The organism is Enterobacter cloacae complex sp. BZL2005 (assembly GCF_049238885.1).
GTDB lineage: Bacteria > Pseudomonadota > Gammaproteobacteria > Enterobacterales > Enterobacteriaceae > Enterobacter > Enterobacter roggenkampii.
Genome location: NZ_JBMKGI010000007.1, coordinates 78542 through 95117, shown reverse-complemented (window position 1 = coordinate 95117; position 16576 = coordinate 78542). Strand labels below are relative to the sequence as shown.

The following is a 16576-nucleotide window of genomic DNA, read 5'->3' as shown; positions in this document are numbered from 1 at the left end:
TTACCGCTCCTCGCCGTACAGCAGCGCGCCGACGTCCGGCTCCACGTCGAACATGTTTTGCAACGCATCCAGCGTGTCGCGGGCTTCCGCTTCGTTAATCACGCTCATGGCAAACCCCACGTGGACCAGCACCCACTGGCCGAGACGCGACGCGCCCGTTTCATCGGTGCTGCCCACCAGCGTCAGGTCTACATCACGCAGGATGCCGCAAACCTCGACTTTGGCCTGATTACCGTTGAGGGAATGGATTTGTCCCGGTACGCCTATGCACATCGTTCGTTCTCCAGCCAGCGTAACCAGCCGTCCATGCCGTCGCCGCGCGTGGCGGAGACCAGCAGGATCTCAATCTCCGGGTTCACTTCGCGGGCATACGCCAGGCACTTATCCACGTCGAAATTCAGGTACGGCAGCAGGTCGACTTTGTTCAGCAGCATCAGGGATGCCGCGGCGAACATGTGGGGGTATTTCAGCGGCTTGTCTTCGCCTTCGGTCACCGAAAGCACCGCCACCTTGTGTCGTTCACCCAGATCGAAGCTCGCCGGGCAGACCAGGTTGCCGACGTTTTCAATAAACAGGATGCCGTTATCCGCCAGCGGCAGGCGCGGGGCGGCGTCGGCAATCATCTGCGCATCCAGGTGGCAGCCTTTGCCGGTGTTAACCTGAATTGCCGGGGTGCCGGTTTCGCGGATGCGCGCCGCGTCGTTTACCGTTTGCTGGTCGCCCTCGATCACCGCGCAGGAGACGCGCCCGTTGAGGCGTTTGAGCGTTTCGGTCAGCAGCGTGGTTTTACCGGATCCTGGGCTGGAGACCAGGTTCAGCGCCAGCTGTTTGCGGGTGGCAAAGCGGGCGCGGTTGCGGGCGGCGATCTGGTTATTTTTGTCCAGCACGTTGATTTCCACGTCCAGCATCTGGCGCTGGCTCATGCCCGGCGCGTGGGTACCCGCTTCGCCGTGGCCGTAATGCAGGTCGCCCGCGTCGGAACGCTGCGGCGCAAAGGTAATGCCGGTCAGGGCTGCCGCAGGGCGCGGGGCAGGGGAAAAGGGCGCGGAGCGAAACGCGGAGTGGGGACGGTGCTCATCCCCTTCTATATACAGGTTGCCTTCGGCGCAACCGCAGGTACTACACATACTTTACTCCTTCTCGATTTCGAGGCGTTGGATCTGCATGCCGTCATCCGCCACGATGCGCAGCCCGGTGCTCTGACACTGCGGACAGCGCTGTACCTTTGATGAGAGCAGGGTGACGTACTGCTGACACTGTTCGCACCAGCACTCCGCCTGCTGCTCCTCAATATGCAGTTCGCAGCCTTCCGCCAGCGTGCCGCGGCACACCAGCTCAAAACAGAAGGTCAGGGCGCTGGTCTCGACGCAGGAAAACGCCCCGACCTTCAGCCAGACGCCGGTGACGCGTTTCGCGTGGTTTTGCACAGCCTGCTGTTCGATAAGTTCCAGAGCCCGCTGGCAGAGGGTGATTTCGTGCATGACGCCTCCTCAATGAATTGCCCCGGTAATGCAATAACAGTGCCAGCTTGATTTTTGTTAAGGCGTGTCGATGTCACCGCTGTCGAAATGACACGTCGACACCGCGATGTTGACAGCGAATTTTTAATTAAATTCATTTAAAATCATAAGCATAAAAACTGGCATGGAATCTGCTTAACAGCCGCTATCTCCATTAAACGGATACCTTTTATGACTATTTGGGAAATCAGCGAAAAAGCGGAATACATCGCGCAGCGTCATCAGCAGTTACAGGACCAGTGGCACCTTTACTGCAACTCTCTGGTTCAGGGCATTACCTTGTCGAAAGCGCGTCTTCACCACGCGATGAGCTGTGCGGCGCAGGGCGATATGCGCTTTGTCCTCTTCGGCCATTTCATCATCAACGTCACCCTGGCGGATAACTTCAATAGCCACACCATCGAGTACCACCTCGAGACAAAAGACGGTGAAAAACAGTGTATTGCAAAGGCGCAGCTGATGGCTGACGGCATGGTGGACGGCCACGTCAGCAACCGCGATCGCCAGCAGGTACTGGAGCACTATCTGGAAAAAATCGCCCCGGTTTATAACGGCCTGTACACCGCCGTTGAACACGATCTCCCGGTCAACCTGAAGCAGCTGATGGACGGAAATACCTCAGCGAACGTGGCCTGACCCCTAGTGTGTCGAGAAGTGTCGACAAGACAGTTTTTCGTCAAAAATGACTATCACCAGAGGATAACCCGGTGAACCGTTTTGTAATTGCTGACTCGACGGTCTGTATTGGCTGTCGAACCTGTGAGGCGGCGTGTTCGGAAACGCATCGCCTGCATGGGCTACAGTCCATGCCGCGCCTGCACGTCATGCGTAATGAAAAAGAGTCTGCCCCGCAGCTCTGCCATCACTGTGAAGATGCCCCCTGCGCGGGTGTCTGTCCCGTGAACGCCATCACCCGCGTGGATGGCGCAGTCCAGCTGAACGAAAGCCTGTGCGTAAGCTGCAAGCTGTGCGGCATTGCCTGCCCGTTCGGTGCGATTGAATTCTCCGGCAGCCGCCCGCTGCATATTCCGGCCAACGCCAACTCGCCTAAAGCCCCGCCCGCGCCTCCGGCGCCTGCACGCGTCAGCACGCTGCTGGACTGGGTGCCCGGCATCCGCGCCGTGGCGGTGAAGTGCGACCTGTGCAGCTTCGATGAACAGGGCCCGGCCTGCGTGCGCACCTGTCCAACCAAAGCGCTGATTCTGGTGAACATTCGCGACATCGCCCGCACCAGCAAGCGCAAGCGCGAGCTGACCATTAATACCGACGTCGGCGATCTTTCGCTTCTGCAGGCGCTCAACGAGGGGGTGAAATGAACGCGATTACGATGATTACCAGCGCCGTGGCGTACTTTGCCGCCGCCGCCGTGCTGGCGTGGCTTCTGTCATTCCATAAAACCCTGAGCGGCTGGATCGCCGGGATCGGCGGGGCGGTCGGCAGCCTGATGACACTGGCGGCGGGTGGAGTTGTCCTGCTCGGCGGGCAGTCCGCAGAGGCCGTGATGCCGCTGATTCGCCACACCGTTGCGATTACGCCGCTGAACGCCATCTGGCTGGTGACCTTTGGCCTGTGCGGGCTGTTTATCAGCCTGTTCAATATCGACTGGCACCGCCATCCGCACGCCAAAGCCAACGGCCTGCTGGTGAACCTGCTGATGGCGACGGCGGTCTGCACCGTGATCGCCAGCAACCTCGGCGCGCTGGTGGTGATGGCGGAGATCATGGCGCTCTGCGGCGTGTTCCTGACCGGCTGCAGCGCCTCCGGGAAAGTGTGGTTTGCGCTGGGACGCCTCGGGACGCTGCTGCTGGCGCTGGCCTGCTGGCGGGTGTGGCAGCGTTTCGGCACGCTGGAGTTCGCTGCGCTTAACGGGCATCCGCTGGGCAATGACGTCTGGCTGCTGGGTGTGATCGGCTTTGGCCTGCTGGCCGGGATTATCCCGCTGCACGGCTGGGTGCCGCAGGCGCATGCGAATGCCTCCGCGCCCGCTGCCGCGCTGTTTTCTGTGGTGGTGATGAAGGTCGGTCTGTTCGGGATTCTGGCGATGACGCTGACCGGCGGCCAGCCGCCGCTGTGGTGGGGCGTGGTGCTGCTGATTGCGGGCATGATCACCGCCTTCATCGGCGGCCTCTACGCGCTGATGGAGCACAATATCCAGCGTCTTCTGGCGTACCACACGCTGGAGAATATCGGCATCATCCTGCTCGGCATGGGCGCGGGCGTGACCGGGCTGGCGCTTAATCAACCGGCGCTGATTGCCGCTGGCTTTATCGGCGGTCTGTATCACCTGATCAACCACAGCTTGTTTAAAAGCACCCTGTTCCTAGGGGCGGGCAGCGTCTGGTTCCGCACCGGCCATCGGGATATCGAAAAGCTCGGTGGGATTGGCAAAAAAATGCCGGTGATTTCGCTAGCGATGCTGGTCGGGCTGATGGCGATGGCCGCGCTGCCGCCGCTGAACGGCTTTGCCGGGGAGTGGGTGATCTATCAGTCCTTCTTCGCCCTCGGTCAGAGCGAGGCGTTTATCGCCCGCCTGCTGGGGCCGCTGCTGGCGGTCGGGCTGGCGATTACCGGGGCGCTGGCCGTGATGTGCATGGCGAAAGTCTATGGCGTGACCTTCCTTGGCGCACCGCGTACGCGTGAGGCTGAGAACGCCTGCTGCGCACCGGTACTGATGGGCGTAAGCGTGGTCGCGCTGGCGCTGTGCTGCATTGCGGGCGGGGTTGCCGCGCCGTGGCTGCTGCCGCTGCTGGGCAAGGCCATTCCGCTGCAGCTTGAGACGGCGCACACCGTCGTTTCCCAGCCGATGATCGCGCTGCTGCTGATTGCCGCGCCGCTGCTGCCGTTCGTGCTGATGCTGTTCTTCAAACGCGACCGGCTCACCTCCCGCTCGCGCGGTGCCGCGTGGGCCTGCGGCTATGAACACGAACAGTCGATGGTCATCACCGCCCACGGTTTTGCTATGCCGGTGAAAGAGAACTTCGCCGCCGTGCTGAAGCTGCGCTACTGGCTGAACCCGGTGGGCTGGGTACCCGGCTGGCAGAACGCTGCCGCGCCCGCGCTGTTCCGCCGTCTGGCGTTGATCGAGCTGGCGGTGCTGGTAGTGATTGTGATTTCACGAGGAGCCTGACATGAGTCTGTTACTGGCAATTCTTCAGGCGCTGGTGCTGTTCGCCGCCGCGCCGCTGCTGTCGGGCATCACGCGCGTGGCGCGCGCCCGGATGCACAACCGTCGTGGGCCTGGCGTACTGCAGGAGTACCGCGATCTCTTCAAGCTGCTTTCTCGCCAGAGCGTGGCCCCGGATGCCGCAGGCTGGGTCTTCCGCCTGACGCCGTTCGTGATGGTCGGCGTGATGCTCACCGTCGCCACCGCGCTGCCGGTGGTGACGGTGGCTTCGCCCCTGCCCGTGCTTGGCGATCTGATTACCCTTATCTACCTCTTCGCCATCGCCCGCTTCTTCTTTGCGATTGCGGGCCTGGACACCGGTAGCCCGTTTACCGGCATCGGTGCCAGCCGCGAGGCGATGCTCGGCGTGCTGGTTGAGCCGATCCTGCTGCTGGGGCTGTGGGTCGCCGCGCAGGTTGCGGGTTCCACGCACATCAGCTTTATCACCGACACCGTTTACCACTGGCCAGTTGCTCGCTCCCTTCCGCTGGTGCTGGCGCTGTGCGCCTGCGCGTTCGCCACGTTTATCGAGATGGGCAAGCTGCCGTTCGATCTGGCCGAAGCCGAGCAGGAGCTGCAGGAAGGGCCGCTCACCGAATACAGCGGCTACGGCTTTGCGGTGCTGAAGTGGGGCATCAGCCTCAAACAGCTGGTGGTGCTGCAGATGTTTGTCGGCGTCTTCTTCCCGTGGGGGCAGATGACGCACTTCTCCGCGGGCGGTCTGCTGCTGGCCGTCGTGGTTGCCGCCCTCAAGCTGCTGGTCGGCGTGCTGGTCATTGCCCTGTTCGAAAACAGCATGGCGCGCCTGCGTTTTGTGGAAACGTCCCGCATCACCTGGGCCGGGTTTGGTTTTGCATTTTTAGCGTTCGTCTCCTTGCTGGTGGCGTGATTAAAGAGAGTATTTATGTCTGAAGAAAAGAAAGGTCAGCAGTATCTCGCCGCGTTGCATCAGGCTTTCCCGGGCGTGGTGCTGGAGGAGTCCTGGCAAACCAAAGACCAGATCACCGTCACCATTAAGGTGAACTATCTGCCGGAAGTGGTGGAGTTTCTCTACTACCAGCAGGGCGGCTGGCTGTCGGTGCTGTTCGGTAACGACGAGCGCCAGCTGTGCGGCAGTTACGCGGTGTACTACGTGATGTCGATGGAGCAGGGCGAGAAGTGCTGGATCACCGTGCGCGTCGAGGTCGACCCGAATAAACCGGAATACCCGTCCGTCACGCCGCGCGTGCCTGCCGCCGTCTGGGGCGAGCGTGAAGTGCGCGATATGTATGGCCTGGTGCCGGTTGGCCTGCCGGACGAGCGCCGTCTGGTGCTGCCGGACGACTGGCCGGACGAACTCTATCCGCTGCGCAAAGACAGCATGGACTACCGCCAGCGTCCGGCGCCGACTACCGACAGCGAAACCTACGAGTTCATCAACGAGCTGGGCAGCAAGAAGAATAACGTGGTGCCGATCGGCCCGCTGCACGTCACCTCTGACGAGCCGGGCCACTTCCGCCTGTTCGTTGACGGTGAAAACATTATCGACGCCGACTACCGCCTGTTCTACGTCCACCGCGGCATGGAGAAGCTGGCGGAGACCCGCATGGGCTACAACGAAGTGACGTTTCTTTCTGACCGCGTGTGCGGCATCTGCGGCTTCGCCCACAGCACCGCCTACACCACCTCGGTAGAGAACGGCATGGGGATCGTGGTGCCGGAACGCGCGCAGATGATCCGCGCCATCCTGCTTGAGGTGGAGCGCCTGCACTCGCACCTGCTGAACCTCGGCCTGGCCTGCCACTTCGTCGGCTTTGACTCCGGGTTTATGCAGTTCTTCCGCGTGCGTGAGGCGTCGATGAAGATGGCGGAGATCCTCACCGGGGCGCGCAAAACTTACGGTCTGAACCTGATCGGCGGGATCCGCCGCGACCTGCTGAAAAACGACATGATCCAGACCCGCCAGCTGGCGCAGCAGATGCGCCGCGACGTGCAGGAGCTGGTGGACATGCTGCTCAGCACGCCCAACATCGAGCAGCGCACCGTGGGCATCGGCCGTCTTGACCCGGAAATCGCCCGCGACTTCAGCAACGTCGGCCCGATGGTGCGCGCCAGCGGCCACGCCCGCGACACCCGCGCCGATCACCCGTTCGTCGGCTATGGCCTGCTGCCGATGACCGTGCACAGCGAGCAGGGCTGCGACGTCATTTCCCGCCTGAAGGTGCGCATCAACGAGGTGTTCACCGCGCTGAACATGATCGACTTCGGTCTGGACAACCTGCCGGGCGGCCCGCTGATGGTGGAGGGCTTCACCTACATTCCAAACCGCTTTGCCCTCGGCTTTGCCGAAGCGCCGCGCGGGGATGACATCCACTGGAGCATGACCGGCGACAACCAGAAGCTCTACCGCTGGCGCTGCCGTGCGGCGACCTATGCCAACTGGCCAACCCTGCGCTACATGCTGCGCGGCAACACGGTCTCCGACGCGCCGCTGATCATCGGCAGCCTCGACCCGTGCTACTCCTGCACCGACCGCATGACCGTCGTGGACGTGCGCAAGAAGAAAAGCCAGGTGGTGCCGTACAAAGAGCTTGAGCGCTACAGCATCGAGTGTAAGAACTCGCCGCTGAAATAAGGATTCGTCATGTTTACCTTTATCAAAAAAGTGATCAAAACCGGCACGCAGACCAGCCGCTATCCGCTGGAGCCGATGCCGGTCGACAAAAACTTTCGCGGCAAGCCGGAGCACAACCCGCAGCAGTGCATCGGCTGCGCGGCCTGCCTCAACGCCTGTCCGTCGAATGCCCTGACGGTGGAAACGGATCTCAAAACCGGCGAGCTGGCCTGGCAGTTTAACCTCGGGCGCTGCATCTTCTGCGGCCGCTGTGAGGAGGTCTGCCCGACGGTCGCCATTCGCCTGTCTCAGGAGTACGAGCTGGCGGTGTGGAAGAAAGAGGATTTCCTGCAGCAGTCGCGCTTTGACCTGTGCCACTGCCGGGTCTGCCAGCGCCCGTTCGCCGTGCAAAAAGAGATCGACTACGCCATCGCGCTGCTGCAGCACAACGGCGACGCGCGCGCGGAACACCACCGCGAAAGCTTCGAAACCTGCCCGGCGTGCAAGCGTCAGAAATGCCTGCTGCCGTCCGACCGCATTGATATCACCCGCCACATGAGAGAGGCCAGCTGATGGAAAACCTACTGGGCCCGCGCGACGCAAACGGCATTCCGGTGCCGATGACGGTGGACGAATCCATCGCCAGCATGAAGGCGTCGCTGCTGAAAAAAATCAAACGCTCGGCCTACGTCTACCGCGTGGACTGCGGCGGCTGCAACGGCTGCGAGATTGAGATCTTCGCTACGCTGTCGCCGCTGTTTGACGCCGAGCGCTTCGGCATCAAGGTGGTGCCGTCCCCGCGTCATGCGGACATCCTGCTGTTCACCGGGGCCGTCACCCGCGCCATGCGCTCGCCCGCGCTGCGCGCCTGGCAGTCCGCGCCGGACCCGAAAATCTGCATCTCGTACGGCGCCTGCGGCAACAGCGGCGGCATCTTCCATGACCTCTACTGCGTCTGGGGCGGCACCGACAAAATCGTGCCGGTGGACGTCTACATCCCGGGCTGCCCGCCGACGCCTGCCGCCACGCTGTACGGCTTTGCGATGGCGCTCGGCCTGCTGGAGCAGAAAATCCACGCTCGCGAGCCGGGCGAACTCGACAACCAGCCGGCGGCCATTCTGCACCCGGACATGGTGCAGCCGCTGCGGGTGAAGGTTGACCGCACGGCGCGCAGGCTGGCGGGGTACCGCTACGGGCGCCAGATTGCCGATGATTATCTGCGCCTGCTGAGCCAGGGCGACTACCAGGTGGCACGCTGGCTGGAGGCGGAAAACGATCCGCGCCTCAATGAGATTGTGGCGAACCTGAACAGCATCGTCGACGAGGCGCGTATCCGATGAGTGAAACGGTGGTGTTCAGTCAGCTGAGCCGTAAGTTTATTGATGAGAACGATGCCACGCCGGATGCGGCGCAGCAGGTGGTCTATTACAGCCTGGCGATTGGGCATCACCTCGGGGTGATTGACTGCCTGGAGGCCGCGCTGAGCTGCCCCTGGCCCGAATACCTGGCGTGGATTGCCACGCTGGAGGAGGGCAGCACGGCGCGGCGCAAAATGGAAGGCGTGCCGAAGTACGGCGAGATCGTGATCGATGTGAACCACATTGCCATGCTCGCCAACGCCTTTGACGCGGCGCTCGGCAGACAAACCCCGGAGCAGCAGGCGTGGAGCAAAACGCTGCTCGGCATGCTGCATGATATTCATCAGGAGAGCGCCATCTACCTGATGGTGAGGAGATTACGTGACTGACGTTTTACTGTGTGTCGGCAACAGCATGATGGGCGATGACGGCGCGGGTCCGCTGCTCGCAGAGATGTGTGCCGCCAACCCGCAGGGCGACTGGGTGGTGATTGACGGCGGCAGTGCGCCGGAAAACGACGTGGTGGCCATCCGCGAGCTGCGCCCGGACAGGCTGTTAATCGTCGATGCCACCGATATGGGGCTCAACCCCGGCGAGATCCGCCTGATTGACCCGGACGACATCGCCGAGATGTTTATGATGACCACCCACAATATGCCGCTGAACTACCTCGTGGATCAGATCAAAGGTGACGTGGGCGAGGTGCTGTTTTTGGGCATTCAGCCGGACATTGTCGGGTTTTATTACCCGATGACGCCGCCGGTGAAAGAGGCGGTGGACGTGGTGTATTCACGGCTAGCGGGATGGGTTGGGAACGGAGGGTTTTCTCAGCTCTGAGCAGCCCCCGGTGGCGCTACGCTTACCGGGCCTACGGTTTTGTAGGCCGGGTAAGGCGAAGCCGCCACCCGGCAAAACAGGCTACTCGAGATCCGCCCCGTTACTCGCAATCACCTTCTTATACCATCCGAACGATTTCTTGCGTTTCCGTTCCAGCGTGCCGTTCCCGGCGTCGTCGCGGTCGACGTACACAAACCCGTAACGCTTGCTCATCTCCCCGGTTGAGGCCGAGACAAGGTCAATGCAGCCCCAGGTGGTGTAGCCCATCAGCGGTACGCCGTCCTCAATCGCGTCGCCCATCGCGCGGATGTGCTCGCGCAGGTAGCTGATGCGGTAGTCGTCGTTGATCTCGCCGTTTTCATCGATGACGTCCTTCGCGCCGAGGCCGTTTTCCACCAGGAACAGCGGCTTCTGGTAGCGGTCGTACATCATGTTCATGGTGATGCGCAGGCCGAGCGGGTCGATGCCCCAGCCCCATTCGCTTACCTGGATGTGCGGGTTGCGCAGGGACTTCACGATGTTCGCCGCGCTGGTGTTGCCCGCGTTCATATCCGCCGAGGCGCAGCGCGAGGCGTAGTAGCTAAACGAGACAAAATCGACGGTATTTTTCAGCAGTTCGTCATCGCCCGGGTCTTTCACAATCACGACGCCTTTCTCGCGGAACACGCGGGCAGAATAGGCCGGATAGCGGCCGCGCGCCTGCACGTCGATAAAGAACAGGTTCTCGCGGTCTTTCTCCAGCGCCATCCACACGTCTTCCGGCTTGCAGGAGTAGGGGTAGAAGTTACCGCCCGCCAGCATGCAGCCGACCTGGTTTTCCGGGTTTACCTCGTGGGCAATTTTGGTCGCCAGCGCGCTCGCCACCAGCTCGTGGTGCGCGGCCTGGTATTTCACCTGGTCTTCGTTTTCGCCTTCCTCAAACACCAGTCCCGCCCCGGAGAACGGGCTGTGCAGCATGATGTTGATTTCGTTGAAGGTCAGCCAGTATTTCACCAGCCCGTTAAATTCTTCAAAGCAGGTGCGGGCGTAGCGGGCGAAGAAATCGACCATCTTGCGGTTGCGCCAGGAGCCGTACTCCGTCACCAGGTGCATCGGCACGTCAAAGTGGCAGAGGGTCACCAGCGGCTCGATGTTGTACTTTTTGCACTCCTCGAACACCGCGCGGTAAAAGGCAATGCCTTCTTTGTTCGGCAGCGGCTCGTCGCCGTTCGGATAGAGGCGGCTCCAGGCGATCGAGGTGCGGAACACCGTAAAGCCCATCTCCGCCATCAGGGCGATGTCCTCTTTATAGCGATGGTAAAAATCAATCGCCTCGTGGCTCGGGTAGAACTCGTCGTCACGCAGCGAGAAACGCTTTTCCTTACCGAGCTTCACTGCCAGGCGATTCGCGCCGTGGGGGATCATATCGACCGTCGTCAGCCCTTTGCCGCCTTCACGGTACGCCCCTTCGCTCTGGTTGGCGGCAAGCGCGCCGCCCCATAAAAATCCTTGTGGAAAAACAGACATTCTTACCTCGCTTTCAATTTATGCTTTTGCTGCGTTGTTCTGTACCGGTGCGGTCTGCAGGGCGCGCGCTTTTTCAGCCTCGTCTTCGACCGGAATATCCTCAAAGCCCAGTATCAGGGTCAGAATAAACGACAGCACCACTGCCAGACCCATCACGCCAAACACCCAGACGATGGTCATCGGGTTGGCCGGGTCGAAGAACTGCACGCTGGTAAACAGCCCCGGTGCCGCCATCGAATGGCTGGCAAGACCCGCGATACCGGCCACCGCGCCGCAGATAAAGCCGCTGATCAGGCTGGCAATCAGCGGGCGTTTCAGACGGATCGCGACGCCGTACAGGGCTGGTTCAGAGATCCCCGCCATGATGGCGGAGGCCGCCGCCGCCAGCGCCGTCTGGCGCAGCTCCGGGTTTTTCGTTTTCCACGCCACCGCCAGCGACGAACCGCCGAGCGACAGGTTGGCGCCAATTTCCGACGGCATCACCATCCCTTCCTTGCCCGTTTCGGCAATGGTCTGAATGATGGTCGGCGTAAAGACGCGGTGCATCCCGGTCATCACCAGCAGCGGCCACAATGCGCCCATGATCGCCACGGAGAGCCAGCCCAGGTAGCCGTGAATGGTGTAGACCAGCGCGGAGATGGCGCTACCGATCCAGATCCCCAGCGGGCCAATCAGCACGATGGCGAGCGGGGCGGCAATCAGCACGATCAGCATCGGCTTGAGGAAGTTTTTCGTCACCGCCGGGGTGATGCGATCCACCCAGCGTTCGATGTACGACAGGCACCAGGTCATCACCAGCGCGGGGATGACGGTGTAGGTGTATTTCACCGCCGTCACCGGGATAAAGGCGAACTCAACGTGCTCGCCCTGCGCGGCTTTCGCCATCAGCTCGATAAAGCTCGGGTGCACCAGCACGCCCGCAATGGCTATCGCCAGCGACATGTTGGTTTTGAATTTCACCGCCGCCGAGGCCGCCACCATCAGCGGCAGGAAGAAGAACGCGCCGTCGCCGATGACGGTCAAAATGGTGAGCGTCGGTGCGCCTTTGGGCAGCACGCCGGTCATCTCGAGGATCATCGCCAGCAGCTTGACCATCGAGCCGCCGATGATCGCCGGGATCAGCGGGGACATGGTGCCGATCAGCGCGTCGAGGATCCCGGCGCCAATGCGGCGTAACGTCAGCTTTTGCGGGCCTTCCGGCACCGCGGGCTGCAGGTCAGCGGGCAGCAGGCTTACCACCTCGCGGTACGCCTGAGAGACGGTATTGCCAATAATCACCTGGCACTGGTTGTCGTTACGCACCACGCCGAGCACGCCGCTGATGCTTTTCAGGTGCGCGGCGTCGGTGAGGGTTTCGTCTTTCAGAACGAAACGCAGTCGCGTCATGCAGTGGGTGACGGCGACGATGTTCTCTTTGCCGCCCAGCGCGCTGATAACGTCGTTCGCCAGCGCAGCGTAATTTTTGGCCATCGGATGTGATCCTGTTATCGTTGTGTGAAATGTAGGAAACCGGTTCCACATAATCATCATGAGTTTTTATGAATGAAACAAGATCGCTTTTTGACCATTTTTTCGTTTCGTGATGAATGTCGCAATGAGGTGCCGAAAGCGTGATGTCGCCGCTGCGACAATTTTTCTGCAGTGCAGTACACTGCCCGCATGAGTTTCGGATGGAAAAAAAACATGACCACGATGCTGGAAGTGGCGAAGCGGGCAGGCGTTTCGAAAGCGACGGTGTCCCGGGTGCTCTCGGGTAATGGCTACGTCAGCCAGGAAACCAAAGACCGGGTGTTTCAGGCCATTGAAGAGAGCGGCTATCGCCCAAATTTGCTGGCGCGCAACCTGGCGACCAAACGCACCCAGACGCTGGGCCTGGTGGTGACGAACACCCTTTATCACGGCGTCTACTTTAGCGAACTGCTGTTTCACGCCGCGCGCATGACCGAAGAGAAAGGGCGACAGCTGATCCTCGCGGACGGCAAGCACAGCGCCGATGAGGAGCGCGAGGCGATCCAGTATCTGCTGGATATGCGCTGCGACGCGGTGATCATCTATCCGCGTTTTCTGAGCGTGGATGAGATGGATGCGATCGTCGAGAAGTGCGAGCAGCCCATTATGGTGCTCAACCGCCGCCTGCGGAAAAACAGCAGCCACAGCGTCTGGTCCGATCATAAAGCCTCCAGCCAGGACGCGGTGTCACAGCTGATTGCGAAAGGGCATCGGGAGATCGCCTTTATCACCGGCTCGATGGATTCCCCCACCGGGGTCGAGCGTCTCTCCGGCTACAAGGACGCGCTGGCGCAGCACGGTATTCCGCTGCGCGAGGGGCTGATCGCGCAGGGGAAGTGGAACCCCGCCAGCGGCGCGGCGGCGGTGTCCGACCTGCTTGCGCGCGGTGAGCGCTTTACGGCGCTGGTGGCGAGCAATGACGATATGGCCATCGGTGCCCTGAAGCAGCTGCACGACAGCGGCGTGGCCACGCCGGACGCGGTGTCGGTGATCGGTTTCGACGATGTGGCCATCGCGCCCTACATCGTGCCGTCGCTCTCCAGCGTACGCATTCCGGTAACGGAGATGATTCAGGAGACCATCAGCCGCCTGATCTTCATGCTCGACGGCGGCGAGTTTAAATATCAGCAAACCTTCTCCGGCGAGCTTGTCCTGCGCGACTCGGTTATTGACGGCCCACACCGCTGATGTCGACAGCTGTCATCGTCATAAGTGACGATGACAGCGCCGCTGCGATTTTTAAAGTTCTATAAAATCAATGTTTTAATTATTGGCACGGTTTATGAATATCTCCGCGCATAACTGTAATGCTGGAGAAGCAGATGAACCGTTTTATTATGGCCGATGCCAGTAAGTGTATTGGTTGCCGTACCTGTGAAGTGGCGTGCGTGGTTTCCCATCAGGCGGAGCAGGACTGCGCGTCGCTTACCCCTGACACTTTCCTGCCGCGCATCCACGTCATCAAAGGCGTGAATATTTCCACCGCCGCCATCTGTCGCCAGTGCGAAGACGCACCGTGCGCCAACGTCTGCCCGAACGGGGCGATTAAACGCGAGAAAGGCTTTGTGCACGTGATGCAGGAGCGCTGCATTGGCTGCAAAACCTGCGTGGTTGCCTGCCCGTATGGCGCGATGGAGGTGGTGGTCCGTCCGGTGGTGCGCAACAGCGGCATGGGGCTGAGCGTGCGGGCGGAGAAAGCCGAAGCCAACAAGTGCGACCTGTGCTACCACCGTGAGGCCGGCCCGGCCTGTATGGAAGCCTGCCCGACGCACGCGCTGGTCTGCGTGGATCGCGACAAGCTTGAGCAGATGAGCGCCGAAAAGCGCCGTCGCGCGGCGTTCGACACCTCGTCATCACTGCTGTTCTGAACCGTATGAGCAGCAACGGCGTTCAGCTGCGGGTGCGCGGCAAGGTGCAGGGCGTGGGGTTTCGTCCCTTCGTCTGGCAGCTGGCGCAGGCGCTTCAGCTGACCGGTGACGTCTGCAATGACGGAGAGGGCGTGCTGGTGCGCCTCGCGGGTAATGGGGGGGCCTTTACCGCGAGGCTGCATCAGGACTGCCCGCCGCTGGCACGCATTGATCGCGTGGAAACGCAGCCGTTTACCTGGGCGCACGTGCCGGAGGACTTTACCATCCGCCACAGCGCAGGCGGGACGATGGACACCCAGATTGTCCCCGATGCCGCGACCTGCCCGGCGTGTCTGGCTGAGATGTGCGACCCACGCGAACGCCGCTATCGCTATCCGTTTATCAACTGCACCCACTGCGGGCCGCGGTTTACCATTATCCGCGCCATGCCCTACGACCGCCCGGCCACGGCAATGGCGCCGTTCCCGCTCTGCGGGCCGTGTGAAGCCGAGTACCGCAATCCTGCCGACCGCCGTTTTCACGCCCAGCCGGTCGCCTGCCCGGACTGCGGACCCGCGCTGGCGTGGCGTGCGGGCGACATGACCGCTGAGCGCGAGGCTGCGCTGCGCGCGGCGGTAGCGATGCTGAAAAGCGGCGGTATTGTTGCGGTTAAAGGGCTGGGCGGCTTTCACCTCGTCTGCGATGCGCGTAACCCGGAGGCGGTTGCGACGCTTCGGTCACGCAAGCAGCGCCCGTCGAAGCCGCTGGCGGTAATGATCCCGCATGCGGATGACCTGCCGGAGACGGTTCAGGCGCTGCTACGCTCACCCGCCGCACCCATTGTGCTCACGCCAAAAGCCTGGCTGCCCGCGCTCCCGGAAGGTATCGCGCCCGGTCTGGATACCGTGGGCATCATGCTTCCTGCGAACCCGCTGCAGCATCTTCTGATGATGGACAGTCAGCGCCCGCTGGTGATGACCTCCGGCAACCTCAGCGGCAGACCGCCTGTCGTCACCAACCGGCAGGCGCTGGATGAGCTCAGCGGCATCGCGGACGGCTTCCTGCTGCATAACCGCGATATCCTGCAGCGGATGGACGATTCGGTGATGGATCGGGACGGTGCGATGCTGCGCCGCGCGCGCGGTTTTGTGCCCGATGCCATCACGCTGCCTGCCGGGTTCGACAATATCCCCGCCATGCTGTGCACCGGGGCGGAGATGAAAAACACCTTCTGCCTGGTGCGTGGGAACCAGGCGGTGCTGAGCCAGCATTTTGGCGATCTCGGTGACGAGGGTGTGGAAGCGCAGTGGCGTTCCGCGCTGTCGGTGATGCAGGACATTTACGCCTTTCAGCCGACGCGCGTGGTGTGCGATGCCCATCCGGGATACCGCGCTCGCCAGTGGGCGCAGGCGCAGGCGTTGCCCCTTGAAGAGGTACACCACCATCACGCTCACGCCGCGGCGTGCCTGGCCGAAAACGGCTGGCCGCGCGAGGGCGGAGACGTTATCGCCCTGACGCTGGACGGGATCGGCATGGGGGAAAACGGCGCGCTGTGGGGTGGAGAGTGCCTGCGGGTCAGCTATCTCGAATACGCGCATCTGGGTGGCCTGCCTGCCGTTGCGCTGCCGGGTGGCGATCTGGCGGCGCGGCAGCCGTGGCGCAATCTGCTCGCCCACTGCCTGGCGTTTGTGCCCGACTGGCAGCAACATCCGGAAACCCATGCGGTTCAGCGCCAGAACTGGCCGCTGCTGGCGACGGCGATCCAGCGTGGCCTCAACGCGCCGCGGGCCTCGTCCTGCGGTCGCCTGTTTGATGCAGTCGCCTGCGCGCTGGGTATCGAAACCCAATCCTGGGAAGGTGAGGCCGCCTGCCGGCTGGAAGCCCTGGCATCGCAGTGCGCGGGTGTCGACCATCCGGTGACGCTGGACGCGGATAACCTCGCGCTTTTCTGGCAGCAGTGGCTGAGCTGGCAGGCGGAGCCCTGCGCGCGCGCCTGGGCGTTTCACGACGCGCTGGCAAAAGGGCTGGCGGAGCTCGCCGCGTTTCACGCCCGGCGCCTGTCGCTGTCGACAATCTGCCTCAGCGGTGGGGTATTGCACAACCGTCTGCTGCGCGCGCGTCTGCGTCATTATCTTTCTGATTTTACGCTTCTTTTTCCTTCGCGCCTGCCCGCAGGTGACGGAGCGATCTCCTTCGGGCAGGCGGTGGTCGCCGCAGCCCGGTCATGTTTACAAAGGACTTAA

The 16576-nt window shown here is 62.0% G+C and carries 17 protein-coding genes; 12 read left to right on the top strand and 5 right to left on the bottom strand.

The window, feature by feature from the left end:
- Genes ACOTXI_RS14230 through hypA form a run of 3 tightly spaced genes read right to left on the bottom strand, consistent with a single transcriptional unit; the run spans nucleotide 1 to nucleotide 1481 of the window.
- A complete protein-coding gene (locus tag ACOTXI_RS14230; protein WP_008499582.1) occupies nucleotides 1-273 on the bottom strand; it encodes a HypC/HybG/HupF family hydrogenase formation chaperone in 273 nt (90 codons plus the stop codon).
- Nucleotides 264-1127, bottom strand: a complete 864-nt coding sequence (gene hypB / locus ACOTXI_RS14225; protein ID WP_025912387.1) for a hydrogenase nickel incorporation protein HypB — start codon at nucleotides 1125-1127, stop codon at nucleotides 264-266. The genes ACOTXI_RS14230 and hypB overlap by 10 nt, the downstream gene beginning before the upstream one ends.
- A 3-nt stretch (nucleotides 1128-1130) precedes the next feature.
- Entirely contained in the window at nucleotides 1131-1481 is a 351-nt protein-coding gene (hypA, locus tag ACOTXI_RS14220; protein ID WP_008499580.1) for a hydrogenase maturation nickel metallochaperone HypA, read from the bottom strand.
- 210 nt (nucleotides 1482-1691) lie between these two features.
- Between hypA and hycA the strand changes: the two genes are divergently transcribed.
- The 9 genes from hycA (at nucleotide 1692) to hycI (ending at nucleotide 9471) form a co-directional block, all read left to right on the top strand.
- A complete protein-coding gene (gene hycA, locus ACOTXI_RS14215; protein WP_023294428.1) occupies nucleotides 1692-2156 on the top strand; it encodes a formate hydrogenlyase regulator HycA in 465 nt (154 codons plus the stop codon).
- A gap of 71 nt (nucleotides 2157-2227) precedes the next feature.
- The gene (locus ACOTXI_RS14210) at nucleotides 2228-2836 is read left to right on the top strand and encodes a 4Fe-4S dicluster domain-containing protein (protein WP_023294427.1); all 609 of its coding nucleotides are present in this window, start codon (nucleotides 2228-2230) and stop codon (nucleotides 2834-2836) included.
- Nucleotides 2833-4647 (top strand): formate hydrogenlyase subunit 3, encoded by a 1815-nt coding sequence (gene hycC, locus ACOTXI_RS14205; protein ID WP_058653931.1) that lies wholly within the window; start codon nucleotides 2833-2835, stop codon nucleotides 4645-4647. Before ACOTXI_RS14210 ends, hycC begins: the two co-directional genes overlap by 4 nt.
- Nucleotide 4648: 1 nt before the next feature.
- The gene (locus tag ACOTXI_RS14200) at nucleotides 4649-5572 is read left to right on the top strand and encodes a respiratory chain complex I subunit 1 family protein (RefSeq protein ID WP_023294425.1); all 924 of its coding nucleotides are present in this window, start codon (nucleotides 4649-4651) and stop codon (nucleotides 5570-5572) included.
- Nucleotides 5573-5587: 15 nt separating this feature from the next.
- Nucleotides 5588-7297, top strand: coding sequence for a formate hydrogenlyase subunit HycE (gene hycE / locus ACOTXI_RS14195; protein ID WP_058653930.1), 1710 nt, complete (start codon nucleotides 5588-5590; stop codon nucleotides 7295-7297).
- A 9-nt stretch (nucleotides 7298-7306) separates the two neighbouring features.
- A complete protein-coding gene (locus tag ACOTXI_RS14190) occupies nucleotides 7307-7849 on the top strand; it encodes a formate hydrogenlyase complex iron-sulfur subunit (protein WP_025912383.1) in 543 nt (180 codons plus the stop codon).
- The gene (locus ACOTXI_RS14185) at nucleotides 7849-8616 is read left to right on the top strand and encodes an NADH-quinone oxidoreductase subunit B family protein (protein WP_058653929.1); all 768 of its coding nucleotides are present in this window, start codon (nucleotides 7849-7851) and stop codon (nucleotides 8614-8616) included. The genes ACOTXI_RS14190 and ACOTXI_RS14185 overlap by 1 nt, the downstream gene beginning before the upstream one ends.
- The gene (locus ACOTXI_RS14180) at nucleotides 8613-9023 is read left to right on the top strand and encodes a formate hydrogenlyase maturation HycH family protein (protein WP_008499571.1); all 411 of its coding nucleotides are present in this window, start codon (nucleotides 8613-8615) and stop codon (nucleotides 9021-9023) included. Before ACOTXI_RS14185 ends, ACOTXI_RS14180 begins: the two co-directional genes overlap by 4 nt.
- The gene (gene hycI, locus ACOTXI_RS14175) at nucleotides 9016-9471 is read left to right on the top strand and encodes a hydrogenase maturation peptidase HycI (RefSeq protein WP_008499570.1); all 456 of its coding nucleotides are present in this window, start codon (nucleotides 9016-9018) and stop codon (nucleotides 9469-9471) included. Before ACOTXI_RS14180 ends, hycI begins: the two co-directional genes overlap by 8 nt.
- An 81-nt stretch (nucleotides 9472-9552) precedes the next feature.
- On the opposite strand, the gene ACOTXI_RS14170 is transcribed toward hycI, so the two are convergent.
- Both ACOTXI_RS14170 and ascF read right to left on the bottom strand, forming a co-directional pair.
- Nucleotides 9553-10977 (bottom strand): 6-phospho-beta-glucosidase, encoded by a 1425-nt coding sequence (locus tag ACOTXI_RS14170; protein ID WP_045408569.1) that lies wholly within the window; start codon nucleotides 10975-10977, stop codon nucleotides 9553-9555.
- A gap of 18 nt (nucleotides 10978-10995) precedes the next feature.
- Nucleotides 10996-12447, bottom strand: coding sequence for a PTS cellobiose/arbutin/salicin transporter subunit IIBC (ascF, locus tag ACOTXI_RS14165; RefSeq protein ID WP_058653928.1), 1452 nt, complete (start codon nucleotides 12445-12447; stop codon nucleotides 10996-10998).
- A 213-nt stretch (nucleotides 12448-12660) separates the two neighbouring features.
- Here ascF and ACOTXI_RS14160 point away from each other — a divergent pair, with 213 nt between their 5' ends.
- The 3 genes from ACOTXI_RS14160 to hypF all read left to right on the top strand — a co-directional run bounded on the left by ACOTXI_RS14160 (nucleotide 12661) and on the right by hypF (nucleotide 16576).
- A complete protein-coding gene (locus ACOTXI_RS14160; RefSeq protein WP_023325960.1) occupies nucleotides 12661-13674 on the top strand; it encodes a LacI family DNA-binding transcriptional regulator in 1014 nt (337 codons plus the stop codon).
- A 134-nt stretch (nucleotides 13675-13808) separates the two neighbouring features.
- A complete protein-coding gene (hydN, locus tag ACOTXI_RS14155; RefSeq protein ID WP_008499565.1) occupies nucleotides 13809-14354 on the top strand; it encodes an electron transport protein HydN in 546 nt (181 codons plus the stop codon).
- 5 nt (nucleotides 14355-14359) lie between these two features.
- Entirely contained in the window at nucleotides 14360-16576 is a 2217-nt protein-coding gene (hypF, locus tag ACOTXI_RS14150) for a carbamoyltransferase HypF (RefSeq protein WP_058653927.1), read from the top strand.

Coding starts and splice junctions, on each gene's coding strand:
- hycE (WP_058653930.1), top strand. CDS start 5,588: ATGTCTGAAGAAAAGAAAGGTCAGCAGTATCTCGCCGCGTTGCATCAG.
- hypF (WP_058653927.1), top strand. CDS start 14,360: ATGAGCAGCAACGGCGTTCAGCTGCGGGTGCGCGGCAAGGTGCAGGGC.
- hypA (WP_008499580.1), bottom strand. CDS start 1,481: ATGCACGAAATCACCCTCTGCCAGCGGGCTCTGGAACTTATCGAACAG.
- hycA (WP_023294428.1), top strand. CDS start 1,692: ATGACTATTTGGGAAATCAGCGAAAAAGCGGAATACATCGCGCAGCGT.
- ACOTXI_RS14200 (WP_023294425.1), top strand. CDS start 4,649: ATGAGTCTGTTACTGGCAATTCTTCAGGCGCTGGTGCTGTTCGCCGCC.
- hycC (WP_058653931.1), top strand. CDS start 2,833: ATGAACGCGATTACGATGATTACCAGCGCCGTGGCGTACTTTGCCGCC.
- ACOTXI_RS14230 (WP_008499582.1), bottom strand. CDS start 273: ATGTGCATAGGCGTACCGGGACAAATCCATTCCCTCAACGGTAATCAG.
- ACOTXI_RS14190 (WP_025912383.1), top strand. CDS start 7,307: ATGTTTACCTTTATCAAAAAAGTGATCAAAACCGGCACGCAGACCAGC.
- hypB (WP_025912387.1), bottom strand. CDS start 1,127: ATGTGTAGTACCTGCGGTTGCGCCGAAGGCAACCTGTATATAGAAGGG.
- ACOTXI_RS14180 (WP_008499571.1), top strand. CDS start 8,613: ATGAGTGAAACGGTGGTGTTCAGTCAGCTGAGCCGTAAGTTTATTGAT.
- ACOTXI_RS14185 (WP_058653929.1), top strand. CDS start 7,849: ATGGAAAACCTACTGGGCCCGCGCGACGCAAACGGCATTCCGGTGCCG.
- hydN (WP_008499565.1), top strand. CDS start 13,809: ATGAACCGTTTTATTATGGCCGATGCCAGTAAGTGTATTGGTTGCCGT.
- ACOTXI_RS14160 (WP_023325960.1), top strand. CDS start 12,661: ATGACCACGATGCTGGAAGTGGCGAAGCGGGCAGGCGTTTCGAAAGCG.
- ascF (WP_058653928.1), bottom strand. CDS start 12,447: ATGGCCAAAAATTACGCTGCGCTGGCGAACGACGTTATCAGCGCGCTG.
- ACOTXI_RS14170 (WP_045408569.1), bottom strand. CDS start 10,977: ATGTCTGTTTTTCCACAAGGATTTTTATGGGGCGGCGCGCTTGCCGCC.